The sequence below is a fragment of the Streptomyces sp. NBC_00249 genome, from assembly GCF_026342355.1.
GTDB lineage: Bacteria > Actinomycetota > Actinomycetes > Streptomycetales > Streptomycetaceae > Streptomyces.
Window position 1 is genome coordinate 136,826 of the sequence record NZ_JAPEMV010000007.1, and the last position, 17,791, is coordinate 154,616.

Sequence of the window (17,791 nt, forward strand, 5' to 3'; positions counted from 1 at the left end):
TCACGGCGTCACGGCGCGGCGGGGGAGCGGGAGGGGGCCTCAGGCGAGCCCGGGGCCCTCCACCAGCGCGAACCGCTCCATCACGACCAGGGTGTCGTCGTCCGCCGTGAACCCGGGGTCCCCCAGCTCGGCGCGCAGCGGCCCGCTGTGCCAGAACCCCTCGTGCGCGGAGCGCCATTCGGCCACCGAGGCGAAACCCTCGCCCTCGTCCAGGGCGTGCCGCAGTTCCACCTCGGCCAGCCGCAGCACGCGCACCTCCGTCATTTCCAGGACAGCCAGCGGATGCTCCCGCGAATCCACCAGTGCCATCCGGGTGCCCGGCTCGGGCAGCGGCTCGGCCATGGCCTCGTACCACCGCAGCAGCCCCGTGGTCGAGGTCTTCGCCCCGCTCAGCACCGCCGCCACCAGCCGGTCGCGCTGTTCCCCGGGGAAGCCCAGCTCGAACGGGGGAAGATCGTCAAAGGTCGTCATGCCGTCACCCTACAGAGCCCCGCCCGCGTCCCCCGGGCGTCCGCGACCGCACCAACTCGGCCACTCTCCGTACCAGTTGAAACCCGCCACCCCGGCTGACGGTCCTTGACGCGGAGTCGTACGTACCGCTTTGCTGTGCGTGATCATCCGGATCGCTCACCGGCGTGATCCGGGCGCACCGCGAGCGCCACCGGCACCACCCGCACCACCGGCATCAGCACCGCTCGCCCGGCTCTCCCCGTGCGCCCCCGCGTACGCCGTCCACCCGCGCCGCGCCCTGGAGGGAACCCGCGGATGTCCCCGCCTCCGCCGCCCCTCGGCCGCGCCCGCAAGCGGGACGCCCAGCTCTTCGACCCGGCCCTGGGCGACGCCGAACTGGTCGAGGTGCGCGGCCAGTTCACCCAGGGCCGGTGGTCCAGGGTCCGCTCCCTCCTGGCCGGCACCGGCGACGACTGGGACCGCCGCGGCCACCGCCTCGTCGTCCTCGCCGAGACCCCGGCCGCCACCGCCTGGGCCCGCGAATGGCTCCTCGCCGAACCCGCCAGCGCCGACGCCGCCACCCTCCTCGCCTGCGCCGCCGTCTTCAGCGCCCTGCGCCGCAAGGGCACCCCCGAAGCCGCCGAGGAGGCCTGCCGCCGGGCCGCCGCACTGCACCCCGCCGACCCCACCCCCTGGCTGGGCCTGCTCATGCTCTCCCGCGCCTTCGGCCCCGAGGAGGAGTTCGGCCGCCACTTCGACCAGGTACGGGCCCGCCACCGCGAGCACCACCACGCCCACCACCTGATGGTCGCCCAGCTCGCCGAACGCACCCCCGCCAGCGGCCGCGACCCCCTCCACGAGGTCTACGACTTCGCCGCCTGGGCCGCCGAGGAAGCCCCGGCCGACTCCCCCCTCGCCGTCCTGCCCGTCATCGCCCACGCCGAGCGCTACCGCGTCCTCGCCACCGCCCAGGGCCGCACCGCCCCCGAGGCCGCCGCCGAGCACTGGACCGGCCGACGCGCCCGCCAGGTGCTGCGCACCGCCTTCGACTGGTGGCTGGAGTGGGAACGCGAGGACCACCCCCGCAACCGGGTCGACCTCAACTTCCTCGCCCACGCCAAGCTCTGCGAAGGCCGCCCCGCCGAGGCCGCCGCCCTCTTCCACCGCATCGGCAGCCACGCCACCCGGGCCCCCTGGTCCTACCCGGACCGCGACCCCCACCAGGCCTTCCTCGCCGCGCGCAGCGCCGCGCTCGGCACCGTCTAGCACAGCACCGTCCAGCACCGTCCAGCACAGCACCAGCCCCGAGCCACCTCCGAGACCACGCTCCCGAAAGGACCCCGCCATGCCGACGGGCAGATCCACCACGATCGCGGCCGAGGCCGAGATACGCACCTACAAGGGCCAGGACCGGGCCCTGCGCGCGGACCGCCTCGGCACCGCCGGACTGCTGCTCTCCGTACTCGCCGCCAGCGCACCCCTGATGGTCGTCGCCGGTGTCATGCCCACGATCTTCGGGGTCATGGGCATCGTCGGCCAGCCCCTCCTCTTCGTCATCCTCGGCGTCGTACTGGCCCTCTTCGGCGTCGGCTACGCCGAGATGAGCCGCCACGTCCACAACGCCGGCGCCTTCTACGCGTACATCGCCCGCGGTCTCGGCCCCACCGCCGGAGCCGCCGCCTCCCTCGTCGCGCTCGTCGCCTACAGCGCCATGCAGGTCGGCGTCTACGGCATCCTCGGCTTCGAGGTCTCCGGCCTCTTCGCCACCTACCTGGACACCGAGCTCGCCTGGTGGATCCCCGCCCTGGCCGCCGTCGCCGCCACCGGCGCCCTCGGCTGGCTGAAGATCGACCTCAACGCCAAGGTGCTCGGCGTCCTGCTCCTCGTCGAGTGCGCCCTCGTCGTCGTCTTCGACCTCGCCGCCCTCGGCAAGCCCGGCCCGGAAGGCCTCTCGCTCGGCGCCTTCGACCCCGCCGGCCTCTCCGGCGCCGGACTCGGCACCGCCCTGTGCTTCTGCATCGCCGCCTTCGTCGGCTTCGAGCAGTCCCCGGTCTACGCCGAGGAGACCAGCAGGCCGCACATCGTCGTCTCCCGCGTGATGTTCCTCGCCGTCGGCTTCGTCGCCCTCTTCTTCGCCCTCAGCGCCTGGGCCCTGTCCGTCGCCACCGGCCCCACCGGGATCGTCAAGGCCTCCGCCGACGCGGGCCCCGCCCTGCTCTTCGAACTCACGGCGAGCCGCCTGGGCGCCACCTTCACCGACGTGCTCCACGTGCTCTTCGTCACCGGCATGTTCGCGGCCATGCTCAGCTTCCACAACGTCGTCGCCCGCTACGCCTTCGCCATGGGCCGCGAGGGCCTCCTCCCGGCCCGCTTCGGCCGCACCAGCCCCGGCACCGGCGCCCCCGCCACCGGCTCCCTGCTCCAGACCGTCGTCGCCGCCCTCGTCGTCCTCGCGTTCGCGCTCACCGACGACCTGCCGACCGGCGACCCCACCGCGCCCGTCCTGCACCTGTTCACCTGGATGGGAAGCGTCGGCGCCCTCGGCGTGACCGTCCTGATGGCCGCCGCCTCCTTCGCCGTCATCGCCTTCTTCGTGCGCCGCGGCACCGCCCGAGCCCAGGTGTGGCGCCTCGTCGCGGCCGGCCTCGCCGGAGCCGCCCTCGTCGGCATCGCCGTGTACACCGTCAAGGACTTCGCGGTCCTCGTCGCCGCCGACGAGGGCTCCGCGCTGAGCTGGGCCCTGCCCGGCATCATCGCCCTCGCCGCCCTGGGCGGACTGGCCCACGGACTGCTCCTGAAGTCCCGCCGCCCCGGGACGCACGCCCGCATCGGCCTCGGCAACGAAGCCTTCCGCCTCGACCAGGCCGCGGAAGCCACCGAGCGCACCTGAGGCCCACCACCTCCGATTCCAGCCCGCCCGAAGCCCCCGGCGCCCCTTTCCATGGTCGCCGGGGGCTTGCGTGCACACAGGCCGGATTTTTGCGGTGGCCGGGCCTCGTGGTCTCCTGGGGCGACAAAATCACCGGAACGCGGCACGGGGGACACCACCCAGCTCCCCCGCTCCGCCGCCCGGACCTGCCTGTCCCACCCACGAAGGCGAAGTCCCGTATGAGTGACCGCACCTTGACCACGGCCCCCGCCGAGGCGTCGTCCCGCCATGTCGACGCCGGTGACGAGGGCTACAGCAAGGACCTCAAGTCCCGCCACATCAACATGATCGCCATCGGCGGGGCGATAGGCACCGGCCTGTTCCTCGGCGCCGGAGGCCGTCTCGCCGGCGCCGGCCCCTCCCTCGCCATCGCCTACGCGGTCTGCGGCGTCTTCGCCTTCTTCGTGGTCCGCGCCCTCGGCGAGCTCGTCCTCTACCGCCCCTCCTCCGGAGCCTTCGTCTCCTACGCGCGCGAGTTCATGGGGGAGAAGGGCGCCTACACGGCCGGCTGGCTCTACTTCCTCAACTGGTCCACGACCACCGTGGCCGACATCACCGCCGCCGCGACCTACGCCCACTTCTGGTCGATGTTCACCGACGTCCCCCAGTGGGTCCTCGCCTTCATCGCCCTGGCCGTCGTCCTCACCGCGAACCTGATCTCGGTGAAGTACTTCGGCGAGATGGAGTTCTGGTTCTCCCTGGTCAAGGTCGCCGCCCTGGTGGTCTTCCTGATCGTCGGCATCTACCTCGTCGCCACCAGCCACGACATCGGCGGCACCACCCCGGGCCTCGCCAACATCACCGACAACGGCGGCATCTTCCCGACCGGCGTGCTCCCGATGCTCATGGTCGTCCAGGGCGTGGTCTTCGCGTACGCCTCCGTCGAGCTCTGCGGCGTCGCCGCCGGCGAGACCGAGAACCCCGAGAAGATCATGCCGAAGGCGATCAACTCGATCATGTGGCGCGTGGGCCTCTTCTACGTGGGCTCGGTCGTCCTCCTCGCCCTCCTCCTGCCCTACACGGCGTACTCCTCCGACCAGAGCCCCTTCGTCACCGTCTTCGACAAGCTCGGGGTCCCCGGCGCCGCGGGCGTCATGAACCTGGTCGTCCTCACCGCCGCCCTCTCGTCGCTGAACTCCGGCCTCTACTCCACCGGCCGGATCCTGCGCTCGATGGCCGTCTCCGGCTCCGCCCCGAAGTTCACCGGCGTCATGAACAAGGGCAAGGTCCCCTACGGCGGCGTCCTGTTCACCGCCGCCTTCGGCGTCGCGGGCGTCGGCCTGAACGCCTGGATGCCGGGCGAGGCCTTCGAGATCGTCCTCAACCTCGCCTCCATCGGCATCCTCGGCACCTGGGCGATGGTCATGATCTGCTCGCTCTTCTTCTGGCACCGCTCGAAGAGCGGCCTGGTCGAGCGGCCGGCCTACCGCCTGCCCTGGGCCCCGTACACGCAGATCGTGACGCTGGTGTTCCTCGTCACCGTCCTGGTGCTGATGTGGAGCGACGGCGGCGTCGGACGCACCACCGTCATGTTCCTCCCGGCCATCGCCGCCGCCCTGGTCGGCGGCTGGTTCCTGGTCCGGCGCCGGGTGGCCGAGCTCGCCGCCCCGCGCGACTGACGGGCGTCCGCGCTCCGTAACGACGAAGGACCCCGCCTGACCGGCGGGGTCCTTCGTGTCTCACGCCTCGGGAGGGGGCGCCTCGGGAGGGGGCGGCTCAGGCCTTCTTCACCACGCTCGACTTCAGCTGCATCGCGCCGAAGCCGTCGATCCGGCAGTCGATGTCGTGGCCGTCGACCCCGTCCACGAGCCGGATGTTGCGCACCTTGGTGCCGGCCTTGATCCCCGACGGGCTGCCCTTGACCTTGAGGGCCTTGGCCACGGTGACGGTGTCCCCGTCCTGGAGCACGTTGCCGACGGAGTCGCGTACGACGCGCTCACCGGCCGGCTCCGCGTCCTGGACGCCGTCCTCGGCGGGCACCCACTCGTGGCCGCACTCGGGGCACACGACGAGCGCGTTCATCTCGTAGGTGTAGGCGCAGGAACATTTCGGGCAAGGCGGAAGATTCTCGATCACATCATCAGAATATCCGCACCGGTTGCCCGGCGGACCCCGGGAAGAGGCCGGGAAAAGCAGAGAACCCCACGTGAAGTGGGGTTCTCGCTGTGGTGTCCGAGGGGGGACTTGAACCCCCACGCCCGATAAAGGGCACTAGCACCTCAAGCTAGCGCGTCTGCCATTCCGCCACCCGGACAAGGTGTCTGTCTCGCGTCCCTCGCGGGCCGTTCCGACGTGGAAAACATTACCAAACATTCCGGGGTCCTCGATCACACCCCCTCTGGCCGGGGAACGGCCTTGGGGAGAGGGGCCCGGGGCGGGAGGATGGGGGAGGTAGTCGGTACTGACCAGTGGGAGGAAGCAGCGTGAGCGAATCGGGCGCGGGCAAGACCGTCTCCGGCGAGGACGAGGTCGTCGACCTCTGCCGGGACCTCATCCGGATCGACACCAGCAACTACGGGGACCACTCGGGACCGGGCGAGCGCAAGGCGGCCGAGTGGGTCGCCGAGAAGCTGGCCGAGGTCGGGCTGGAACCGCAGATCTTCGAGTCGCACAAGGGACGCGCCTCCACGGTGGCCCGCATCGAGGGCGAGGACCCCTCCCGGCCGGCGCTGCTGATCCACGGGCACACCGACGTGGTCCCGGCGAACGCCGCCGACTGGACGTACGACCCCTTCGCCGGCGAGATCGCCGACGGCTGCGTCTGGGGCCGCGGCGCGGTCGACATGAAGGACATGGACGCGATGACGCTGGCCGTCGTACGCGACCGCATGCGCAGTGGGCGCAAGCCTCCCCGCGACATCGTGCTGGCCTTCCTGGCGGACGAGGAGGCCGGCGGCATCTACGGGGCCCGCCACCTCGTCGACAAGCACCCCGGTCTCTTCGAGGGCGTCACCGAGGCCATCGGCGAGGTGGGCGGCTTCTCCTTCACGGTGAACGAGAACCTGCGGCTCTACCTCGTGGAGACCGCCCAGAAGGGCATGCACTGGATGCGGCTCACGGTGGAGGGCACCGCGGGCCACGGCTCCATGACCAACAACGACAACGCGATCACGGAGCTCTGCGAGGCCGTGGGGCGCCTCGGCCGCCACCAGTGGCCGGTGCGCGTGACCAAGACCGTACGGTCCTTCCTGGACGAGCTCTCGGACGCCCTCGGAACCCCGCTCGACCCCGACGACATGGACGCCACCCTCGCCAAGCTGGGCGGCATCGCCAAGATGGTCGGCGCGACCCTGCGCAACTCGGCGGCCCCGACGATGCTCGGCGCCGGCTACAAGGTCAACGTCATCCCCGGCCAGGCCACGGCGCACGTCGACGGCCGCTTCCTGCCCGGCTACGAGGACGAGTTCTTCGCGGACCTCGACCGGATCCTCGGCCCGCGCGTCAAGCGCGAGGACGTGCACGGGGACAAGGCCCTGGAGACGGACTTCGACGGACGCCTCGTGGACGCCATGCAGGGCGCCCTGAAGGCGGAGGACCCCATCGCGCGGGCCGTCCCGTACATGCTCTCGGGCGGTACGGACGCGAAGTCCTTCGACGACCTCGGGATCCGCTGCTTCGGCTTCGCGCCGCTCCAGCTGCCGCCGGAGCTGGACTTCGCCGGGATGTTCCACGGGGTGGACGAGCGGGTGCCGGTGGACGGTCTCAAGTTCGGTGTCCGCGTGCTCGACCGATTCATCGACAACGCCTAACGCCGGGGATTCGGGAAGGTGTGCGGATTCCACTGAGAAGAGTGAATGCGCTCATACGCTCGTAGCCCTGGTGATCCCTCCTCGTTACAGGTGGTGCGGTCCGCGGCTGGGACCGCACTTGCCTACTAGGAGGAACAATGTTCAAGAAGGTTGCCGCCGCTGCGGCTGCCACCGGTGGTCTGGTTCTCGCGGGTGCCGGCCTCGCCGTCGCCGACGCGGGTGCCCAGGGTGCGGCCATCGGCTCCCCCGGCGTCCTGTCCGGCAACGTCGTCCAGGTCCCGGTCCACGTCCCGGTCAACGTCTGCGGCAACACCGTGAACGTGATCGCGCTGCTGAACCCGACCTTCGGCAACACCTGCGTCAACGCCTGACGCATCTGAAAGTTCTGGCCCCGGAGCGCATTCCAGCGCTCCGGGGCCACCGGGCTTTCCGGCCCGGATTCTCACTTTCTCGGCGTACCAGGCAGGGGAGCCTGGCCGAGAACACGTACACACCAGGGGACGAGTGCAGATGCGACGACCGGTTCAGGTCACGAGGAAGACGCTGATCACGATGGCGGCGGCGGGGGGTGTTCTCGCGCTGGCCGGTGGTCAGGCGCAGGCCGACTCCGGAGCGTCCGGACACGCCGCGAACTCCCCGGGCCTCCTGTCCGGGAACAACGTGCAGGCACCGGTGGACGCGCCGGTGAACCTCTGCGGCAACACGGTGACGGTGGTGGGAGGCCTGAACCCGGCCTTCGGCAACCGCTGCGCCAACGACTCCGGCAAGACCGGACACCCGGAACACCCGGGCGGCGGGGACGACGAACCCTGCGACGAGGAACCGGGCGGCCACAACCCCGGCACCCCGGGCGGCCACACGCCCGGTACCCCCGGCGGCCAGAACCCGGGCACTCCCGGCGGCCACACGCCCGGCACCCCGGGCGGCCACACGCCGGGTACTCCGGGCGGCCACACGCCCGGTACCCCCGGCGGTCACAACCCCGGCACCCCCGGCGGGCACACGCCCGGCACCCCGGGCGGGCAGAACCCGGGCGGGGGACACACCCCGGGCGGCCAGACCCCCGGTACGCCGGGCACGGGCACGCCCGGTACCTCCACCGGCCCCGGCGCGGGCACCGTCACCCCCGTCACCCACCCCGGCCAGGGGAACGGCGGCCAGGAGGTCGGTCTCGCGGCCACCGGCGCCGGTGACGCGCTGACGGCCGGTGTCCCGCTCGCGGGCGGACTGCTGCTGGCCGGAGCCGTGCTCTACCGCCGCGCCCGCAACGCGGCCTGACGGGCACTCACGACGCGGGCCCGCCACGGCGGGCCCGCGTCACCAGGTCGCGCGGACCTGGCGGATGATCCGGCGGCGCAACCGCACGCGGCGGCTGCCGTCCCGGAACAGGGCGAGACGGTCCAGTTCCCAGTGCCCGTACTCGGCATGGTCGGTCAACAGGCGGGTCGCCTCCTGGCGGGAGGTCCCGCGAGGCACGTACACGTCGACAAATTCGTATTCCGGCATCGCATCTATTGTGCGGGCAGAGCCCCGCTACGGATAGCGTCTGCACTATGTCTGATGCCGCTCTGCCCACTGTTGCCGAGGTACGCGCCGCCGCCGAGGCGGTCAAGGCCGCTCTCGACCGTCACCTCGCCGCGGTCGAGAGCAGGATCGGGGACGAGGACCCGGCCGTCTACGCCGCCTTCAACGAACTCGCCGCCGCGGCCGAGGAGTACGACGAACTCCTCTACGACCGCTACGACGAGGTCACCCCCTTCGAGATCCCCACACCGGAGGACGGGGCCCCGTACACCGGCCCCGCCGAGCCCGCCGCCTTCAGCGTGCTCATCCGCCGCGACTACGCCGTCGTCGAACCCGCCCGGCTGATCGCCCAGGCCGAACGGGTCGCCGCCCACGACCGGGACGCGGAACTCGTGGACGACGGCGGCACGGCCGGAGCGCTCGGCGTGCTCTTCGGGGAGTACGAACCCGACGAGATCGCCTCCCGCTACAAGGAGTTCGGCCTGGAGGAGGGCGACTCCACCCTCTGGATCGCGGCCCTGGAGGAGGTGGCGGAGCCCGGGGACTGGCTCGGCTCGCCCTTCGGGCAGACCGACCCGCAGGACGTCCTGCACCGCTTCGACGTCAGCTCCGTCTTCGACGAGGAGACCGATTTCCTGGAGGACGAGGCCGACGGCGAGGAGGAGACCGCCCGGCCGGGACTGACCCCTGCCTGAGGACGCGTACGCCCCCGCCCGGACACCGGACGGGGGCGTACGCGCACGGGGCGCGGCCCGCTGCTAAGGCTGTGGCTCCTGAGCTTCCGTCAGGGCCCGCAGCAGACCCGTCAGACGGGTCGTGCGCGGCTTCGGCAGCACCTGCGCCACCGCCTGCGCCAGCGCCTGGTCGACCCCGTGCACCACGGACAGGTGCCGCCCGGCCCGCCCGAACGCCGTGTACACCCAGTCCCGGGACAGGGCCTGCGCCGCGTCCCCCGGGAGCACGACGACCACCGCCGGCCAGCGCGCACCGACGGCCTGGTGCGCCGTCACCGCCCAGCCGTGCCGCACCCGCGACTCCACCCGGTCCTTCGGTACGAGGATCCGGGCGCCCTCCGCGTCCTCCAGGTGCAGCCCCTGCGCGTCCGCCGACACCACCCGGGCCGGCAGCGCCCGCCCGGGGGAGGGCACGTACGCCACCCGGTCACCCGGGTCGAAGCCGCCGAAGCGGCCGGGGCCGGGGTTCAGCCGCTCCTTGAGGGCCGCGTTCAGCGCGCGGGTCCCCGCCGAGCCGCCGTGGCCCGGGGTGATCACCTGCACGGCCTCCGCCGGGATCCCGAAGGCCCGCGGCACCGACTCGGCCACCAGCTGCACGGTGCGGTGCACGGCTTCCCCGGCGTCCCGCACCGGAACGATGACGACCTCCTTGCCGGGGGCGTCGACCTGGTTCAGCTCCCCGATCCCGATCCCCGAGACCAGCTCGCCGAGCGGGCCGGGGTCCGGCTTACGGGACACCACCTGGGGGCAGCCCCGGGCCGCCAGGAGATCGGCGAACACCCGCCCGGGCCCGGCCGAGCCGAGCACGCCGGGGTCCCCCGACAGCACCAGACGGGCCCCGTCCGGCACCGACTCCACGAGGGCGGCGGCCGTCTCCACGTCCAGCTGAGGGGCGTCCAGCACGACCAGCAGGTCCAGGTCGAAGCGGCCGTCGGCGTCCCGCCCCGGGCCGTCCGTCCCGGACAGGAGCCCCGCCACGGTGACGGCGCCCGCCGCCGGTACGTGCGCGGCCAGGCAGGCGCGCAGGCCGAGCCCGCGGGCGGCCGCCAGGAGGGCCGTCGGCTCGGCCCGGGCGGCCTCCCCGCCGGTGTGGACGACCAGGCCGTGGCCCGCGACCGCCCGGACCAGCTCGGCGCCGGGGCCGGTGGCGGCCGCGCTCCAGTCCGCCGGGGCGGTGAAGGTGGCCGACAGCCGGGCCAGGCCGTCGGCGAGGCTCTCCTCCGCGAGGGCGTACTCCTCCAGGCCCACCAGGATCCGTACGGGCTGCTCCTCGCCCTCCGCGACGGGCTCGCCGAGCGGCTCGTGGAACACCAGCACCGCGCCGTCCCCGATGGCCGCCTCCAGGGCCTCGGCGGGGGTCGGCACCCCGTACTGCGCGAGTGCCTTCTCCAGCACGGGGGCCTCCAGGGCGGTGTGCCCCTTCAGCGCCGCCTGCGCCAGCAGCCAGCCCACCAGGGCGCCGCCGCGCCGGGCGTCTCCGGGGCCGGCCCCGGCGCCCAGCAGGGCCTGCGCGAAGCCGTCCGCCTGCGTCGGGCGGACCCCGGGGACCCCGAGCAGCAGCCAGGGGTCCTCGGCGAGGCGCTCGGCCGCGCCGTCCCCGAGGGCCTCGGCGGCCGTGGCGGCCAGGGCCTCCGGGGCCCCGCCGCGAGCCAGGACGGCCCGTACGGCGTCCACGTCCCCGGCGGTCACGGCGGCTGCCGGGGCGGGCGCCGGCCGGGGCTGCGGGGGCGCGGGGGCCGCGGCCCTGCGGGGTGCGGCCGGGGCCTCGTCGAAGTACCCGGGGGAGGGCTTGGCGCCGCTCTCCACGGCCCGTACGGCGGCCAGCAGGTCGGCGGCCTTCCCGCTGAGCTTCGCGCCGGCGTCCACGGGGGCCTCGCGTTCCGCCTTGCGGCGGGCGATGCGCTCCCGTTCGACCTTCTGCGCGGCCAGCTCGGCCTGCGCCTCGCTCAACGCGGGCGCCACCGCCTCCCCGCCCCCGGCGGTCCCGTCCGTCACGGCCTCCCCGTCCCCGGCGGTCCCGTCCGTCACGGCCTCCCCGTCCCCGGCGGTCCCGTCCGCCGCGCCTTCGGCCTCCCCGGCGTCCCCGTCCGCCGCCGCTCCGGCTTCCTCGGCGGTGCTGTCCGCCGCGCCTTCGCCGTCCCCGGCGGTGTCGTCGGCGGCGCCTTCGCCGTCCGCGTCGGCGTTCGCGGCGGTGTCGTCCGCCGCCTGTGCCCCGGTGTCTTCGCTCGTGCCGGCCGCGCCGTCGGCACCGCTGTCCGGCGCGGGCTCCCGGTCAACCCGCTCGGGGTCGGCCGGCGCGTCCGGTGCGGCCTCGTCGTCGGGCCCTGCGGGGCTTTCCCCCACCCCGCCCCTTCCCGAAACCGGGGGCTCCGCCCCCGGACCCCCTTCGCCGTCCCCCTCGGCGGGGCCGTGGGAAGCCGGGGCTTCGCCCCGCGCCCCCTCCGCCCCGGCGGGCTCCCCGTCGGGGTCGGCAGGGGCTCCGCCCCGAGCCGCCCGGCCGTCGGCCCCGGGCTCCCCGTCCCCGGTGGGGGAGTCCGGGGCTCCGCCCGGCTCCGCCTGATCGCCGCCGCGCGGGGCACCGTGGCCGTCGGAGCCGGCCGCCCCGTCCCCGCCGGGGGGCACCTCGGCTTCGCCCGAAGGTCCCTGGTCGCCGGAGTCGGAGCCCGTGGCCCCGCCGGGGGACGCCTGGGCTCCGCCCGGGGCCTCCTGGTCGGTGTCGGCGGGGGGCTCCGGGGGTGCCTGCGGGGTGGGGGACGGGGCGGGGGCCTCGTGCGGGTCCTCCGCGGCAGCGGGCTGGGCGGCCTCGGGGTCCGTACTCACAACGTGCTCCAGTCCTGATCGGGGTAGCGGTGCACGGGCGCGGAAACGTCGTCCAGCGCCTGGCAGATCTCCTCCGGAAGACTAAGGGCCTCCACCGACAGCGCCGCCGCGAGCTGCGCGGACGTCCGCGCGCCGACGATCGGGGCGACCACCCCCGGCCGGTCCCGGATCCACGCGAGCGCCACCTGGAGCGGGGTCACCGCCAGCCCCTGACCGGCCGTCACCACCGCGTCCACGATCCGCCCGGCCGCCTCGTCCAGGTACGGGTCCACGAACGCGGCGAGGGACTCCGACGCGCCCCGGGAGTCGGCGGGGGTGCCGTCCCGGTACTTGCCCGTGAGCACCCCGCGCCCCAGCGGGGACGAGGGCAGCAGGCCCACCCCCAGGTCCAGGGCGGCGGGCAGCACCTCCCGCTCCACGCCCCGCTGGAGGAGCGAGTACTCCATCTGGGTCGAGGCCAGCCGGGTCCGCGTCCCCGGGGCGGCCAGCTGCCAGGTCGCGGCCTTCGCCAGCTGCCAGCCGCTGAAGTTGGACACCCCCGCGTACCGGGCCCGCCCGCTGCTGACGGCCAGGTCCAGCGCCTGGAGGGTCTCCTCCAACGGGGTCGCCGGGTCGAAGGCGTGCACCTGCCACAGGTCCACGTAGTCGGTGCCGAGGCGGTCCAGGGAGTCGTCGAGCGCGGTCAGCAGGTGCCCGCGCGAGCCGTTGAACCGCCGGTCCGGGTCCGGCACGCTGCCGGCCTTGGTCGCGATGACCAGGTCCCGGCGCGGGACCAGGGAGCCCACCAGCTGCCCCAGCAGGTACTCGGCCTCACCGCCGCCGTACACATCGGCGGTGTCGACGAGCGTGCCGCCCGCCTCCCAGAACGTCTTCAACTGCTCGGCGGCGGCTTCCTCGCCGGTGTCACGGCCCCAGGTCAGGGTGCCGAGGCCGATCCGGGAGACGCGCAGTCCGGTGCGGCCGAGATGCCTCTGCTCCATGAGCGCTGAGACTACTGGGGCACTGCCGCGCGGCCGCCTGGCGCGCTACAGTCCCCGCAGACTCACGTTACTGATGGGTACACCACACCGCGTGAACCGCGCATCGTAAGGGGACGACACATGAGGCTCGGCATCAATCTCGGCTACTGGGGTGCTGGCATGGACGCCGACAACCTCTCCGTCGCGCAGGAGGCCGACCGCCTCGGCTACGACGTCTGCTGGGCCGCCGAGGCCTACGGCTCCGACGCGGCCACCGTCCTCGCCTGGGTCGCGGCCCAGACCGAGCGGATCGACGTCGGCTCGGCGATCTTCCAGATCCCGGCGCGCCAGCCCGCGATGACGGCCATGACCGCCGCCACCCTCGACTCCCTCACCAAGGGCCGCTTCCGCCTCGGCCTCGGAGTCTCTGGCCCGCAGGTCTCCGAGGGCTGGTACGGGGTCAAGTTCGACAAGCCCCTCGCCCGGACCCGCGAGTACGTGGAGATCGTCCGCAAGGCCATGACCCGCGAACGCCTCTCCTACGACGGCGCGCACTGGACCCTCCCGCTGCCCGGCGGCCCCGGCAAGCCGCTCAAGCTGACCGTGCACCCGGAGCGCGAGCACATCCCCCTCTACATCGCGGCGATCGGCCCGAAGAACCTGGAACAGACCGGCGAGATCGCCGACGGCGCCCTGCTGATCTTCCCCGCCGCCGAGCACCTGGAGGAGACGGCCCTGCGCCACATCCGCGCGGGCCGCGAGAAGGCCGGGCTGACGATGGACGGCTTCGACGTCTGCCCGACCGTCCCGCTGGCCCTCGGCGAGGACGTGACGGCCCTGGCGGACATGTTCCGCCCGTACACGGCCCTGTACGTGGGCGGCATGGGCAGCCCGAAGCAGAACTTCTACAACCAGCTCGCCCAGCGCATGGGCTACGAGAAGGAGGCCGCCGAGATCCAGGCCAAGTACCTGGGCGGCGACAAGACGGGCGCGGCCGCCGCCGTCCCGCACTCGCTGATCGACTCGACCACCCTGCTCGGTTCCGTCGAGCGGATCGCGGACGGGATGCGGGCCTACGCCGAGGCCGGGGTCACCACCCTCACGCTCGCCCCGGCCGGGTTCACCCTGGACGAGCGGATCGCCGCCCTGCGCGCCGGCACCGAGGCCCTGGAGCTCGCCGGCCTGGCCTGACCCGGCCCCGCCGGACGGAGTCCGGCGTTCAAAAGAGGCCCTGCGGCCGTGGTGGGGGCTCGGGGGGTCTTCCCCGCCACGGCCGACACCCGCAACAACGCGCGGCCGGCCCCCGGGGTTACGCCCCGGAGCGGGCCGCGTGTCTGCATCGTTCGGCCGATCGGCGGGACCCCCTCGGTTGCCCGACCGGTAGATCCGCATTTGACTCGTTCCATGCTCTCTGCCCGCAGCCTGTTCCAGGAGATCGTCGACCACGACGACTCCTTCCAGCTGTTCTGCTCCATCGCCGCCAGCGGGGAGTCCCAGGGCGGCTGGGAGAACGCCCGGATCGCCGCCCTCGTGCCCGAACCGATGCGCGCGCTCGCCCCCAAGATCACCCGGCACGGCGCCGACGAGGACAAGCACGGCCGGATCTTCCACGCCCTGCTGCGCAAGCGCGGACTGCCCGCCGTCCCCGTCCCGCCCGAGACCGACTACACGATGCTGCTGGAGCGCCGCGGCATCGGCCTCGCCCACGAGAAGCTGCGCCGCGACGAGGCCCTGACCGAGCGGGACATCGTCGTCTACCTCGCGCACAGCCGCGTCACCGAACAGCGCGCCTCCGACCAGATGCGCCTGCTGGTGCGGTACTTCGGCGACCACCCCGACCTCGGCAGGGCCGTCCGCATGATCAGCGACGACGAGGACAACCACCTCGCCTACTGCCACGAGGAACTGCTGCGCCTGGCCCGCGAGGGACACGGCCGGGCCATCCAGCGGATCCTGCGCGAGAGCGCCCTCGCCGAGATCGCCGTCCACCGGGACGTGAGCCTCGCCGTCATGGACCGCATGGCCCGGCTGCTGCGCTGGCCCGCGCCCAAGGCCGCCGCCCTCGCCGCCGGCATCCGCGCCACGTACGCCTACGAGCGCTTCAGCGGCTGGCACCGGATGGTCGCCCTGCGCCCGCCGGAGCGGGCGGACGCCCTGGGCGCGGCGCCCGCCCCCTCGCACGGGTTCGCGTAGCCCCCCGGCCCTACAGCCAGCCGCGCCGCTTGAACATCCGGTGCAGGCCCAGGCACAGGGACACCATCAGCACCACCACCGCCGGATAGCCCCAGCCCTGCCGCAGCTCCGGCATGTGGTCGAAGTTCATCCCGTAGATCCCCGCGACCATCGTGGGGACCGCCGCCATCGCCGCCCAGGCGGAGATCTTGCGCATGTCGTCGTTCTGCCGGACGCCCATCTGCGCCAGGTGCGCGGCCAGCGCGTCCGACAGCAGCCGGTCCAGGCCCTCGACGTACTCGTTCGCCTTGGTCAGGTGGTCGGCGACGTCACGGAAGAAGGGCTGGGCGTGCTCGTGCACGAACGGCACCTGCCCGAAGGCGAGCCGGTCCATCGGCTGGAGCAGCGGAATCGTGGCCCGGCGGAACTCCAGCACCTGCCGCTTGAAGCCGTAGATCCGGGCGGCCGTGTTCTTCGACTCGGACGGGTTGGGCGAGAAGACCTCCGCCTCCAGCTCCTCCAGATCGCCCTGGAGCTCCGCGGCCACCTCGATGTAGTGGTCCACGACCGCGTCGGACACCGCGTACAGCACCGCCGTCGGCCCGTGCCGCAGCACGTCAGGCTCGTGCTCCAGCCGGCGGCGTACGGCGGCCAGCGCGGCCCCCTCGCCGTGCCGGACGGTGACCACGAAGGAGTCGCCGATGAAGACCATCAGCTCGCCGGTCGTCACAGTGTCCGCGGTCTCGTCGTAGATCACCGGCTTGAGGACCACGAACAGCGAGTCGTCGTACACCTCCAGCTTCGGCCGCTGGTGCGCCGTCAGTGCGTCCTCCACCGCCAGCGCGTGCAGCCCGAACTCCCGGCTCACATGGTCGAACTCCTTCGCCGTCGGCTCGTGCATGCCGACCCAGACGAAGGCGTCCCCGCAGGCCCGCGCCTCGTCGAGGGCGTCGGAGAAGTCCTCGGGCGCCTCGGATCGGCGGCCGTCCCGGTACATCGCGCAGTCGACAATCACCCGGGGCATTCTTCCCTGACCGCGGCCCGCCCGCACACCCGCGGCACCGCATAGGGTGCTTCCATGGCCATGCTGATCCTCGTACGACACGGGCGGTCCACCGCCAACACCGCAGGCTTGCTCGCCGGATGGACCCCGGGAGTGGCCCTCGACGAACGCGGCGCCGAACAGGCCGCCGCACTGCCCGCACGGCTCGACGGCATCCCCCTCGCCGCCGCCGTCACCAGCCCGCTCCAGCGCTGCCGGGAAACCCTGGCCCCGCTGCTCGCGGCCCGCCCGGACCTGCCCCTGCACACCGACGAGCGGATCGGCGAGTGCCACTACGGCGACTGGTCCGGCCGCAAACTCTCCGAGCTCGCCGACGAACCCCTCATGAAGATCGTCCAGCAGCACCCCTCGGCCGCCTCCTTCCCCGGCGGCGAGTCCATGCGCGCCATGCAGGCGCGCGCCGTGGACGCCGTACGCGAGTGGAACGCCCGGATCGAGGAGGAGCACGGCTCCGACGCCGTGTTCCTCATGTGCTCGCACGGCGACATCATCAAGTCCCTCGTCGCCGACGCCCTCGGCATGCACCTCGACCTCTTCCAGCGGATCCACGTCGACCCCTGCTCGGTCACCGCGATCCGCTACACCCCCACCCGCCCCTTCCTGCTGCGCCTCGGCGACACGGGGGACTTCGCCCCGCTGATCCCCCGCCCGGCGCCCTCCGCCGACAGCGAGGCCGAGGGCGGCGGCAACGCCGTCGTGGGAGGCGGCGCGGGCGCGGCCTGATCGAACGGAGCAGTAGGGTGGCAGGGCCAGCGCACGCGCGCAGCCCTGCCCCGCCTCAGACTTGGAGACTGGACGTGCCCCGTCAGGTGTTCCTTTACGACCCGCCGGACCGCTTCGTGGCCGGCACGGTCGGTCTGCCTGGACGCCGTACGTTCTTCCTCCAGGCCTCCTCAGGTACCCGCGTCACCAGCGTCTCCCTGGAGAAGACCCAGGTCGCGGCGCTGGCGGAGCGGATGGACGAGCTGCTCGACGAGGTCGTGCGCCGCACCGGGGGCAACGCCCCCGTCCCGGCCGTGGCCGCCACCGAGGCCGCCGACACCGCCCCGCTCGACGTCCCCGTCGAGGAGGAGTTCCGCGTCGGCACCATGGCGCTCGCCTGGGACGGCGAGGAGCAGCGGATGATCGTCGAGGCCCAGGCCCTCGTCGAACTCGACGCCGACTCGGACGAGGATCTCGCCGAGGCGGAGGAACGCCTGCTCCAGGACGAGGAGAACGGCCCGCCCATGCTCCGGGTGCGGCTCTCCGGCGCGCAGGCCCGCGCCTTCGCCAAGCGGGCCCTGGACGTGGTCAACGCCGGCCGCCCGCCGTGCCCGCTGTGCAGCCTGCCCCTGGACCCCGAGGGACACGTGTGCCCCCGCCAGAACGGGTACCGGCGCCAGGTGTGAGCG

17 protein-coding genes and 1 tRNA gene are annotated in these 17,791 nt (G+C 73.4%); 11 read left to right on the top strand and 7 right to left on the bottom strand.

Annotated features, from left to right (window positions below; all coding sequences use genetic code 11):
- Positions 1–39: 39 nt before the first annotated feature.
- Entirely contained in the window at positions 40–471 is a 432-nt protein-coding gene (locus tag OOK31_RS27940; protein ID WP_267090139.1) for an ASCH domain-containing protein, read from the bottom strand.
- A 294-nt stretch (positions 472–765) separates the two neighbouring features.
- On the opposite strand from OOK31_RS27940, the gene OOK31_RS27945 reads away from it, so the two are divergent.
- The 3 genes from OOK31_RS27945 (at position 766) to OOK31_RS27955 (ending at position 4,998) form a co-directional block, all read left to right on the top strand.
- Positions 766–1,716, top strand: a complete 951-nt coding sequence (locus OOK31_RS27945) for a hypothetical protein (RefSeq protein WP_267090140.1) — start codon at positions 766–768, stop codon at positions 1,714–1,716.
- Positions 1,717–1,795: 79 nt separating this feature from the next.
- The gene (locus OOK31_RS27950) at positions 1,796–3,340 is read left to right on the top strand and encodes an APC family permease (protein ID WP_267090141.1); all 1,545 of its coding nucleotides are present in this window, start codon (positions 1,796–1,798) and stop codon (positions 3,338–3,340) included.
- A gap of 218 nt (positions 3,341–3,558) precedes the next feature.
- Positions 3,559–4,998 (top strand): amino acid permease, encoded by a 1,440-nt coding sequence (locus OOK31_RS27955; protein WP_267090142.1) that lies wholly within the window; start codon positions 3,559–3,561, stop codon positions 4,996–4,998.
- A gap of 97 nt (positions 4,999–5,095) precedes the next feature.
- On the opposite strand, the gene OOK31_RS27960 is transcribed toward OOK31_RS27955, so the two are convergent.
- Both OOK31_RS27960 and OOK31_RS27965 read right to left on the bottom strand, forming a co-directional pair.
- Positions 5,096–5,455: a zinc ribbon domain-containing protein YjdM gene (locus OOK31_RS27960; protein ID WP_323188259.1), complete on the bottom strand. Its 360-nt coding sequence runs from the start codon at positions 5,453–5,455 to the stop codon at positions 5,096–5,098.
- A 90-nt stretch (positions 5,456–5,545) separates the two neighbouring features.
- A tRNA-Leu gene (locus OOK31_RS27965) sits at positions 5,546–5,633 on the bottom strand.
- A gap of 169 nt (positions 5,634–5,802) precedes the next feature.
- Between OOK31_RS27965 and OOK31_RS27970 the strand changes: the two genes are divergently transcribed.
- From OOK31_RS27970 to OOK31_RS39440, 3 genes are all read left to right on the top strand, one after another.
- Positions 5,803–7,128, top strand: coding sequence for a M20/M25/M40 family metallo-hydrolase (locus tag OOK31_RS27970; protein WP_267090143.1), 1,326 nt, complete (start codon positions 5,803–5,805; stop codon positions 7,126–7,128).
- A 137-nt stretch (positions 7,129–7,265) separates the two neighbouring features.
- Complete coding sequence (locus OOK31_RS27975) at positions 7,266–7,499, top strand: chaplin (RefSeq protein ID WP_267090144.1); 234 nt, start codon at positions 7,266–7,268, stop codon at positions 7,497–7,499.
- A 139-nt stretch (positions 7,500–7,638) separates the two neighbouring features.
- On the top strand, positions 7,639–8,406 hold the full coding sequence (locus tag OOK31_RS39440; protein ID WP_323188260.1) for a chaplin: 768 nt from the start codon (positions 7,639–7,641) through the stop codon (positions 8,404–8,406).
- 39 nt (positions 8,407–8,445) lie between these two features.
- Here OOK31_RS39440 and OOK31_RS27985 read toward each other — a convergent pair whose 3' ends face one another.
- The gene (locus OOK31_RS27985) at positions 8,446–8,634 is read right to left on the bottom strand and encodes a DUF5703 family protein (protein WP_266578090.1); all 189 of its coding nucleotides are present in this window, start codon (positions 8,632–8,634) and stop codon (positions 8,446–8,448) included.
- A 47-nt stretch (positions 8,635–8,681) separates the two neighbouring features.
- Here OOK31_RS27985 and OOK31_RS27990 point away from each other — a divergent pair, with 47 nt between their 5' ends.
- Positions 8,682–9,347 (top strand): hypothetical protein, encoded by a 666-nt coding sequence (locus OOK31_RS27990; protein ID WP_267090145.1) that lies wholly within the window; start codon positions 8,682–8,684, stop codon positions 9,345–9,347.
- Between the two features lie 63 nt (positions 9,348–9,410).
- Here the strand turns inward: OOK31_RS27990 and OOK31_RS27995 are convergent, their stop codons facing one another.
- On the bottom strand, positions 9,411–12,008 hold the full coding sequence (locus tag OOK31_RS27995) for a helix-hairpin-helix domain-containing protein (protein ID WP_267090445.1): 2,598 nt from the start codon (positions 12,006–12,008) through the stop codon (positions 9,411–9,413).
- 194 nt (positions 12,009–12,202) lie between these two features.
- Complete coding sequence (locus OOK31_RS28000) at positions 12,203–13,186, bottom strand: aldo/keto reductase (RefSeq protein ID WP_267090146.1); 984 nt, start codon at positions 13,184–13,186, stop codon at positions 12,203–12,205.
- 120 nt (positions 13,187–13,306) lie between these two features.
- Between OOK31_RS28000 and OOK31_RS28005 the strand changes: the two genes are divergently transcribed.
- Positions 13,307–14,356, top strand: coding sequence for an LLM class F420-dependent oxidoreductase (locus OOK31_RS28005; protein WP_267090147.1), 1,050 nt, complete (start codon positions 13,307–13,309; stop codon positions 14,354–14,356).
- Positions 14,357–14,569: 213 nt separating this feature from the next.
- The gene (locus OOK31_RS28010) at positions 14,570–15,358 is read left to right on the top strand and encodes a ferritin-like domain-containing protein (RefSeq protein WP_267090148.1); all 789 of its coding nucleotides are present in this window, start codon (positions 14,570–14,572) and stop codon (positions 15,356–15,358) included.
- Positions 15,359–15,368: 10 nt separating this feature from the next.
- On the opposite strand, the gene corA is transcribed toward OOK31_RS28010, so the two are convergent.
- Entirely contained in the window at positions 15,369–16,361 is a 993-nt protein-coding gene (corA, locus tag OOK31_RS28015; protein WP_267090149.1) for a magnesium/cobalt transporter CorA, read from the bottom strand.
- 54 nt (positions 16,362–16,415) lie between these two features.
- Between corA and OOK31_RS28020 the strand changes: the two genes are divergently transcribed.
- Both OOK31_RS28020 and OOK31_RS28025 read left to right on the top strand, forming a co-directional pair.
- A complete protein-coding gene (locus OOK31_RS28020) occupies positions 16,416–17,123 on the top strand; it encodes a histidine phosphatase family protein (RefSeq protein WP_267090150.1) in 708 nt (235 codons plus the stop codon).
- Positions 17,124–17,197: 74 nt separating this feature from the next.
- Entirely contained in the window at positions 17,198–17,788 is a 591-nt protein-coding gene (locus OOK31_RS28025) for a DUF3090 domain-containing protein (protein WP_267090151.1), read from the top strand.
- Positions 17,789–17,791 lie beyond the last annotated feature (3 nt).

What these genes read in the sequence shown, in the direction of transcription:
- OOK31_RS27940 (WP_267090139.1), bottom strand. Translation starts at nt 471, where the DNA reads ATGACGACCTTTGACGATCTTCCCCCGTTCGAGCTGGGCTTCCCCGGG.
- OOK31_RS27945 (WP_267090140.1), top strand. Translation starts at nt 766, where the DNA reads ATGTCCCCGCCTCCGCCGCCCCTCGGCCGCGCCCGCAAGCGGGACGCC.
- OOK31_RS27950 (WP_267090141.1), top strand. Translation starts at nt 1,796, where the DNA reads ATGCCGACGGGCAGATCCACCACGATCGCGGCCGAGGCCGAGATACGC.
- OOK31_RS27955 (WP_267090142.1), top strand. Translation starts at nt 3,559, where the DNA reads ATGAGTGACCGCACCTTGACCACGGCCCCCGCCGAGGCGTCGTCCCGC.
- OOK31_RS27975 (WP_267090144.1), top strand. Translation starts at nt 7,266, where the DNA reads ATGTTCAAGAAGGTTGCCGCCGCTGCGGCTGCCACCGGTGGTCTGGTT.
- OOK31_RS39440 (WP_323188260.1), top strand. Translation starts at nt 7,639, where the DNA reads ATGCGACGACCGGTTCAGGTCACGAGGAAGACGCTGATCACGATGGCG.
- OOK31_RS27985 (WP_266578090.1), bottom strand. Translation starts at nt 8,634, where the DNA reads ATGCCGGAATACGAATTTGTCGACGTGTACGTGCCTCGCGGGACCTCC.
- OOK31_RS27990 (WP_267090145.1), top strand. Translation starts at nt 8,682, where the DNA reads ATGTCTGATGCCGCTCTGCCCACTGTTGCCGAGGTACGCGCCGCCGCC.
- OOK31_RS28000 (WP_267090146.1), bottom strand. Translation starts at nt 13,186, where the DNA reads ATGGAGCAGAGGCATCTCGGCCGCACCGGACTGCGCGTCTCCCGGATC.
- OOK31_RS28005 (WP_267090147.1), top strand. Translation starts at nt 13,307, where the DNA reads ATGAGGCTCGGCATCAATCTCGGCTACTGGGGTGCTGGCATGGACGCC.
- OOK31_RS28010 (WP_267090148.1), top strand. Translation starts at nt 14,570, where the DNA reads ATGCTCTCTGCCCGCAGCCTGTTCCAGGAGATCGTCGACCACGACGAC.
- corA (WP_267090149.1), bottom strand. Translation starts at nt 16,361, where the DNA reads ATGCCCCGGGTGATTGTCGACTGCGCGATGTACCGGGACGGCCGCCGA.
- OOK31_RS28020 (WP_267090150.1), top strand. Translation starts at nt 16,416, where the DNA reads ATGGCCATGCTGATCCTCGTACGACACGGGCGGTCCACCGCCAACACC.